The organism is Stenotrophomonas sp. 05L44_2 (assembly GCF_056665995.1).
Genome location: NZ_JBFTNR010000206.1, coordinates 1 through 7,617, shown reverse-complemented (window position 1 = coordinate 7,617; position 7,617 = coordinate 1). Strand labels below are relative to the sequence as shown.

Annotated in this window: 6 protein-coding genes and 1 pseudogene; 6 read left to right on the top strand and 1 reads right to left on the bottom strand. The window is 67.0% G+C overall.

Annotation, left to right across the window (positions count from 1 at the left end; genetic code table 11):
- The 6 genes and pseudogenes from AC1VAN_RS09120 to AC1VAN_RS09095 all read left to right on the top strand — a co-directional run.
- A pseudogene (locus tag AC1VAN_RS09120) lies at positions 1-495 on the top strand (plasmid replication/partition related protein); the annotation flags it as partial.
- A gap of 119 nt (positions 496-614) precedes the next feature.
- Positions 615-1,901 carry a DUF445 domain-containing protein gene (locus AC1VAN_RS09115; RefSeq protein WP_480985672.1) on the top strand — a complete coding sequence of 429 codons (1,287 nt, stop codon included), beginning with the start codon at positions 615-617 and terminating at the stop codon, positions 1,899-1,901.
- Between the two features lie 433 nt (positions 1,902-2,334).
- Positions 2,335-4,560: a TonB-dependent siderophore receptor gene (locus AC1VAN_RS09110; RefSeq protein ID WP_032975665.1), complete on the top strand. Its 2,226-nt coding sequence runs from the start codon at positions 2,335-2,337 to the stop codon at positions 4,558-4,560.
- Between the two features lie 108 nt (positions 4,561-4,668).
- Positions 4,669-4,989: a DUF3649 domain-containing protein gene (locus AC1VAN_RS09105; protein WP_032975664.1), complete on the top strand. Its 321-nt coding sequence runs from the start codon at positions 4,669-4,671 to the stop codon at positions 4,987-4,989.
- A complete protein-coding gene (locus tag AC1VAN_RS09100; protein WP_480985671.1) occupies positions 4,986-6,614 on the top strand; it encodes a PepSY-associated TM helix domain-containing protein in 1,629 nt (542 codons plus the stop codon). Before AC1VAN_RS09105 ends, AC1VAN_RS09100 begins: the two co-directional genes overlap by 4 nt.
- A complete protein-coding gene (locus tag AC1VAN_RS09095; protein WP_442251040.1) occupies positions 6,611-6,940 on the top strand; it encodes a DUF3325 domain-containing protein in 330 nt (109 codons plus the stop codon). The genes AC1VAN_RS09100 and AC1VAN_RS09095 overlap by 4 nt, the downstream gene beginning before the upstream one ends.
- 121 nt (positions 6,941-7,061) lie before the next feature.
- On the opposite strand, the gene AC1VAN_RS09090 is transcribed toward AC1VAN_RS09095, so the two are convergent.
- Positions 7,062-7,617 (bottom strand): class I SAM-dependent methyltransferase (locus tag AC1VAN_RS09090; protein ID WP_480985670.1); only part of this gene is annotated, 556 nt, incomplete at its 5' end.

The window sequence follows — 7,617 nt, the reverse complement described above, 5'->3', positions numbered from 1 at the left end:
GGTGAAGACAGCCCGCCGTGGGAACCGGCGCCGAAGATCAGCCGCGCCGAACTGGCCCGCGAAGCCAAGCTGAGCACCAGCCAGGTGGGGATGATCGAGCGCATCCACGCCCAGGCTGCGGCCGAGGTGGTGGAAGCGGTGAAGGCCGGCATGATCTCGATCAGCGCCGCCGCCGCCGTGGCCGACCTGCCGGAAGAAGAGCAGCGCGCGGCGGCTGCCGGTGGCAAGGATGAACTGAAGCAGGCTGCAAAGCGCGTGCGTGAGTCCAAGCGCAAGCCGCGTGCGCCGAAGCCTGAACCGGAGTCGGCGGAAATGGACTTCGAAGAGGCCAACGAGGATGAGATCGCCAGCCGCGATGCCGAGGTGCTGGCCGCGCTGGAGCAGCTTGGCGAGGATGCCCCGGCGCTGCGCCGCCGCGTGGTTGCCCTGACCCGCGAGAACGACACCCTGCGCGCGCAGCTGGCCCATCTGCGCAGGCAGCTGGAAACGCTCTGAGCATCCCCCGGTAGTGCCGGCCGCTGGCCGGCAGCTGCAAGGTGCTTCCAACGTTCATGGGTTGCCGGCCAGCGGCCTGCACTACCGGGTACTCACCGGCCTGCGGGTAGACTTCGGGCATGACGTCTGCCATCGATCCGCGCCGCGCCCAGCTGCGGCGCCTGAAAACCCTCGCCCTTGGCCTGCTGCTGCTGATGCTGGCGGGTTTCGCGGTCAGCCACTGGCAGGGCGAGCGCGGCATCTGGGCCTGGGTCTCGGCCTTCTGCGAGGCCGCCGCGGTTGGCGCGCTCGCCGATTGGTTCGCGGTGGTTGCCCTGTTCCGGCGGCCGATGGGCCTGCCGATTCCGCATACGGCGATCATTCCGCGTAGCAAGGAACGCATCGGCGACAGCCTGGCCTTGTTCGTGCGTGACCAGTTCCTGGAACCGACGGTGCTGCTGGCCAAGCTGCAGGTATTCGATCCAGCCAGCCGCCTCGGCAGCTGGCTGGCCGATCCCGCGCGTTCACGGATGCTGGCCGACATGGCCCGTGGCTGGGCGCTGCAGGCGCTGGACTTCTTCGATGAAGCTGCGGTGCGGCGGCAGCTGCACAGCTTCGTGGTGCAGCAGCTGAGGCAGTGGAACGCCGCTGCCACCGCCGGCGAACTGCTGGGCCTGCTGACCGCCGATGGCCGCCACCAGCGCGTGCTGGACGAAGGCCTGCAACGGCTGGGGCGTTGGCTGGAGCAACCGGAAGTGAAGGAGCGCGCCTCGCAGCTGATCGTGCGCTACATCCAGCGCGAATGGCCGACGCTGTCGAGCACGGTGAACTGGGTCAAGCCGATCGATGAGATCGGCGACAGCCTTGCCGAACGCCTGGCGCGCGCGGTGCTTGAGGAGCTGCAGCAGGTGCTGGCCGAGCCGCAGCACCCGCTGCGCCAGGACTACGAACAATGGCTGGGCAACTACGTGCAGCGCCTGCGCGAAGACCCGGCACTGGCCGAGCGCATCGAACAGCTCAAGCAGGAAATGATCGACCACCCTGCCCTGCAGGACTACGTGCAGGGCCTGTGGTCGCGCATCCATGCCAGCCTGCGCGGCGATCTGCAGCGCGAGGATTCGGCACTGGTCGGTCATCTGCAGCGCAGCCTGGCCTCGCTGGGTGACAGCCTGCAATCGGACCCGGCGTTGCGCGAGGCATTGAACCAGCACCTGCTGGAAGGCGCGCAGCGGCTCACCGGGCGCCTGCGCGAGGGCGTCACCACCCATATCGCGCAGACGGTGAAGAGCTGGGACGAGCGTCATCTGGTCGAGCAGCTGGAACTGAGCGTGGGCCGCGACCTGCARTWCATCCGCTTCAACGGCACCCTGGTGGGTGGGCTGATCGGGCTGCTGCTGCATGCGGCTACGGTGCTGTTCCGGTTCTGAGGGGGTTCCCGGCCGGGCTGCGCCCGGCACCCGCAGAGGCGGGAGCCAGAGCAACAGCCACAGCTGGTTTCCGGCTTGGTCGCCGCATCCATGCGGCTCACACCCCGCAAACCCACAGCGCCCCGCCTTCGACCGTTTCCCCTCGATCTGCCTGGATCCACATGTTCGGGGGACGAATGGGGCTGTCACACTTGCTTAACGAAATGCGAATGCCTATCATTTACTGATCGGTTGTACGCTTAGCCAAGCGGGGCACGGAAGCACGCGCCCACCCGCCCCTTCGCCCGTGTACATCCCCCGACCACTGGGTCGCCTGCCTGCCGCAGGTGGCGCGCCGTCGATGGGAATCACGCTGGGTGACGTGCGCGGAGCGCATGGCTGCCATGGGTGCGTTTGCCATCGCCTGTTTTTTGTCCTGCATGGAATCGCACCGATGGCTTCTCCCCTGAATACTCCCCGCCCAACCCTGCTGGCCCTGGCCCTGACCGCTGTGATGATCGCTCCGCTGGCCCACGCCGATGCACCGCTCGCTGCCGATGCGCGCACGCTGGACACGGTGAAGGTGACCGCTGACGGCGAGATCGCAAACGGCTACACGGTGAAGAACACCCGCAGCGCGACCAAGCTGGATCTGTCGCTGCGCGAGACGCCGCAGTCGGTCACCGTCATCACCCGGCAACGGCTGGATGACATGGGGCTGTTCTCGTTGTCCGACGTGATGGGCCAGGTCACCGGGGTCAGCGTGTCGGTCACCGACAGCGAGCGCATCAGCTATGTTTCGCGTGGCTACACGATCGAGAACTTCCAGATCGACGGGATGCTCAACACCTTCGGTGGGTCGATCAAGACCAACACCGACAACGTCATCTACGAACGCATCGAAGTGATCCGCGGCGCCACCGGCCTGACCACGGGCGCCGGTGATCCGTCCGGCACCATCAGCATGGTGCGCAAGCGCCCCACCGACACCTTCCAGATGAGCAGCAACCTGACCGTGGGGCGCTGGGGCAACCAGCGCCTGGAAGCCGACCTGGGCGGTCCCGTGGCGTGGGACGGGCGCATCCGCGCACGCGTGGTCGCGGCCAAGCAGCAGAGCGATTCGTTCCGCGATGTCTACAAGCTCGACAAGGACGTGTTCTACGGCATCGTCCAGGCCGACTTGACCGGCAGCACCCTGTTCGAGCTGGGCTATGAATACCAGTCACCGCACACCACGGGCGTGACTTGGGGCGTGGTGCCTTACTGGGGTGCTGACGGCAACCCGGCCAACCTGCCGCGCTCGACCAATCTGTCGGCGTCGTGGAGCGAATGGCCGATCATTGAAAAGACCACCTTCGCCCGCCTCGAACAGCAGCTGGGCAGCGGCTGGTCGCTGAAGGGCAACGTCAGCCATGCCGTGCGTGATACCGATGGCAGCGTCTGGTACGGCGCAGCCGGCTACCCGCGCGCGGACGGCACCGGCGTCACCGCCTACGTCTCGCACTTCAACGAACACAGCACGATGGACGTGTTCGACGTCAACGTCGGCGGCCCGTTCCAGCTGTTCGGCCGCGAGCATGAGCTGGTGTTCGGGCTGGGCCAGTCCGTGCGCAAGGGCGAATCCGAAGCGACCAGCTTCGACACCAGCGCACCGGGCTACATGCAGGTTCCCGACTGGCGCAACTGGACCGGCAAGGTGCCGGTCCTGCCGGTGACACGCTACGGCCGTCTTTCCTCGGAAAACGAGCTGCGCCAGCGCGCCGCCTACATCGCCGCGCGCCTGCGCCTGGCCGACCCGCTGCTGGCCGTGGTCGGCGCCCGCTATGGCAGCTGGGAAACCCGACAGTGGGGCTACGGCTACGACGCCAACGGCAACCGCAACCGCACCACCCGCACCGGCTACAAGCCCGACGACACGCTGACCCCGTACGCCGGCCTGGTCTACGACTTCAATTCGATGTTCAGCGGTTATGTCAGCTACACCGACATCTTCAAGCCGCAGAACTACCGCGACCGCAACGGCAACTACCTTGAGCCGGTGGTCGGCGACATGTACGAGGCGGGCGTCAAGGCTGAATTCTTCGGTGGCCTGCTGAACGCCTCGGCCGCCGTGTTTGAAGGCAAGCAGGACAACGTGGCCGAGATCGATGATTCGGTGCCGCTGAACTCGCTGCCCGATGGCGGCCAGGCCTATCGCTCGACCGGCAAGGGCAACAAGGTGAAGGGTTGGGAACTGGAAACCCAGGGCAGCATCGGCGAGCAGTGGAACATCTCGGCCGGTTTCGCCCGTACCCGGATCCGCAACGCCGCGGGTGTGCTGCAACGGACCACCACCCCGCAGGAAACCTTCCGCCTCAACACCAGCTGGCGGCCGGGCGGCATCGAAGGCCGCTTCTGGCTGGGCGGTGGCGTGACCTGGCAGAGCCGCATCTGGAACAACAGCACCAAGCCGACGGCCGACTACCTGACCACCGGCCGCACCGAAAGTGCGCGCATCACCCAGGACGCGTTCTACCTGCTGAACCTGGCCGGTGGCTACCGCTTCAACGAGAACTTCAGCGCCCAGCTCAACATCAGCAACCTGCTGGACAAGAAGTACTACAACAACGTCGGCTTCTACCAGGGCGTGTACTGGGGCGAACCCCGCAACGTCAGCGTGACGCTGCGCTGGAAACTCTGATGACCTGATGGATGGTGCCGGTTCTGCGACCGGCACCCGGCCACGGATGGCCAACCCTGGCGTGCTTCGGTGCGCCGGCCTTCTCTTCATTCAACCTGCAGGACCGCCGTGGACCGCTCGCCCGCAACCGCCAGCCCCCGCCTCAGCACCTTCTTCGCCAACCCGCGATGGGGCGTGCTGTCCCGATCCCTTGCCGCCATCTTCGGCGGCTACGCGCTTGCCTCGATGACCACGGTGTTCTGTGCGCTGGCGCTGCCGGGCGCGCGCGGCCAGGCCGTGCTGACCGGYATGCTGCTGGCGATCCTGGTMGCCGCCTGCGCCGCGCTGTGGGCGTTCGCCACGCGCAGTGCGCTGCGTGCCTGGGTCGGCATTCTTGCCCCCACCCTGCTGTTGGCCGGCATTTCGCGCCTGCTGGGAGCGTGGGCATGAAGAATGGATTCCGCCAATCCATGGCCTGGCTGCATACCTGGACCGGCCTGCTGGTCGGCTGGCTGCTGCTGCTGATCTTCATGGCCGGCACCGCCAGCTACTACCGCGAGGAAATCAGCCGCTGGATGCGCCCGGAGCTGCCGCGCAGCACGGTAAGCACCGACGAAGCGGCGCAGCGCGCGGCCGACTACCTGCTGGCCAACGCACCACAGGCCGAGAGCTGGTTCGTCACCCTGCCGCAGCCACGCAATCCGGCCATGCAGATGTTCTGGCGGTTGCCGGCCGAGCTGGCCGACCCCAGCAAGGGCCGACGCGGCGCCTTCGGTGATGCCACCCTGGACCCGAACACCGGCACCGAGCTGAAGGCCCGCGAGACCCGTGGCGGCGACTTCTTCTACCGCCTGCATTTCGACCTGCACTACATTCCCGTGCTGTGGGCGCGCTACCTGGTGGGCTTCTGCGCGATGTTCATGCTGGTGGCCATCATCACCGGCGTGATCACCCAYAAGAAGATCTTCAAGGACTTCTTCACCTTCCGGAAGGACAAGGGCCTGCGCTCCTGGCTGGACTTCCACAACGTCAGCGCGGTGATGGCCCTGCCTTACCACGCGATGATCACCTACACCGGCATCGTCACGTTGATGATCATGTACCTGCCGTGGGGAGTGAACGTGGCCTACGRCACCGACCAGGATGCGTTCTACGCGGAGGCCTTTGGTGGCCTGCCCGAGGTCACCGCGCCCGCCGAAGGCAAGGCTGCCCCCCTGCCGCTGCGGCAGCTGCTGGACAGTGCCCGCACGCATTGGCACGGCACCGAGGTCGCCGGTTTCAGCGTTGCCAATCCCGGTGCCGCCAATGCGGTGATCGACATCCGCCAGCGCGATGGCAAACGCCTGTCCATCGATACCCCGGCGCTGCGCTATGACATGGTCACTGGCGCGCTGCTGCAGGAAACGCCGCCTTCCGGTGGCGCCACCGCCACCCGTGGCGTGCTGTATGGCCTGCACCTGGCCCGCTTTGCCGATTGGGGCCTGCGCGCGTTGTTCTTCCTGTCCGGCCTGACCGGCTGCCTGATGGTGGCCAGCGGCGTGGTGCTGTGGGCGGTGAAGGAGCGGCCGAAGCATGCCAAGAGCGGTCGCACCGGCTTCGGCCTGCGCCTGGTCGATGCACTGAACATCGGCGCCGTGGCCGGTCTGCCGATCGCCTTCGCCGCCTATTTCTGGGGCAACCGCCTGCTGCCGCTGGGCYTGGCCGAGCGMTCCAACGCCGAAGCGAACGTGTTCTTCTACGCGTGGGGCGCCTCGCTGCTGGCAGCCTTCATCTGGCCCAAGCGGATGATGTGGGCGTGGCAGCTGTACATCGGCGCGGCCGCGTTCGCGCTGATTCCGGTGGTCAACGCATTGACCACCCACGCGCACCTGGGCGTGACGCTGTTCAACGGTGACTGGGCATTGGCCGGTTTCGACCTGTCGATGATCGCCTTCGGCGTCATGCTGGCCCTGTGCGGCTGGCGCATGCAACGCTGGACGCCGCCGCTGACTGCCGCCGAGAAGAAGAAACGCGCGGCGGCCGCTGCAGCGACAAAGGCACCGGCCGATGCAGTGGAAGCGGAGGCCAGCGCATGATGCTGCTGGTACTGGGGTTGTCGTTCACAGCGTTCACCGCGCTGTCGCTGGCGATGGAAAAGCATCAGCAGGAACTGCACGGCAAATCCGCGGCATCACCGGCACGGCGCACGCAATGGCGGGTGCTGGGCTGGGTGCTGCTGACGGTGGCTTTCGCACTGTGCGTGGTCGACCACGGCTGGGCGATGGGCCCGGTGCTGTGGCTCGGCGAGCTCACCCTGGGTGGAATCGTGCTGGCGTTCGCGCTGTACCCCTACCGGCCGAAATGGATCGCGCCGCTGGCGATCGCGTTGCCGGTGATCGGGCTGGTGGTGGCGCTGTTGTAACCCGTGCGGTGGACCGCATCCACGCATGGCGTGGATCTACCGGACCCACGCTCGCCGGGCATGGCCCGGCGCTACCGTTCTGCGCGCACGTGGGTAGCGCCGGGCCATGCCCGGCGACGCGTCACGCCAGGCGCTTCAGCTCCCACGCACGATGGATGCGCGCATTGCGCTCGAAATCCGGGCCGATGGTGCTGGCGCTGATCTCGCGGCACTGGGCGAATTCGGCGATGGCGTTCTCTTCCAGCTTGAAGCGGCGGAAGTTGTTGGAGAAGTACAGCACGCCACCCGGCGCCAGTCGCGCGACGGCCGCACGCAGCATCTTCACCTGCTCGCGCTGTACGTCGAAGTCCTCGGCGCGGGCCGAGTTGGAGAACGTCGGCGGGTCGCAGAAGATCACGTCGTACTGGCCGCGATCGCCTTCCAGCCAGGCCATCGCATCGGCCTGCACCAGCAGGTGCTGATTGCCGCCCTGCCCGTTCAAGGCCAGGTTGTCGTAGCACCACTGCAGGTAGGTGGCCGACAGGTCGACGCTGGTGGTGCTGGCCGCACCGGCCACCGCCGCCTGCACGCTGGCCACGCCGGTGTAGCAGAACAGGTTGAGGAAGCGTTTGCCGCGCGCCTGCTCGGCCATCAGCCGGCGCAGCGGGCGATGGTCGAGGAACAGGCCGGTATCCAGG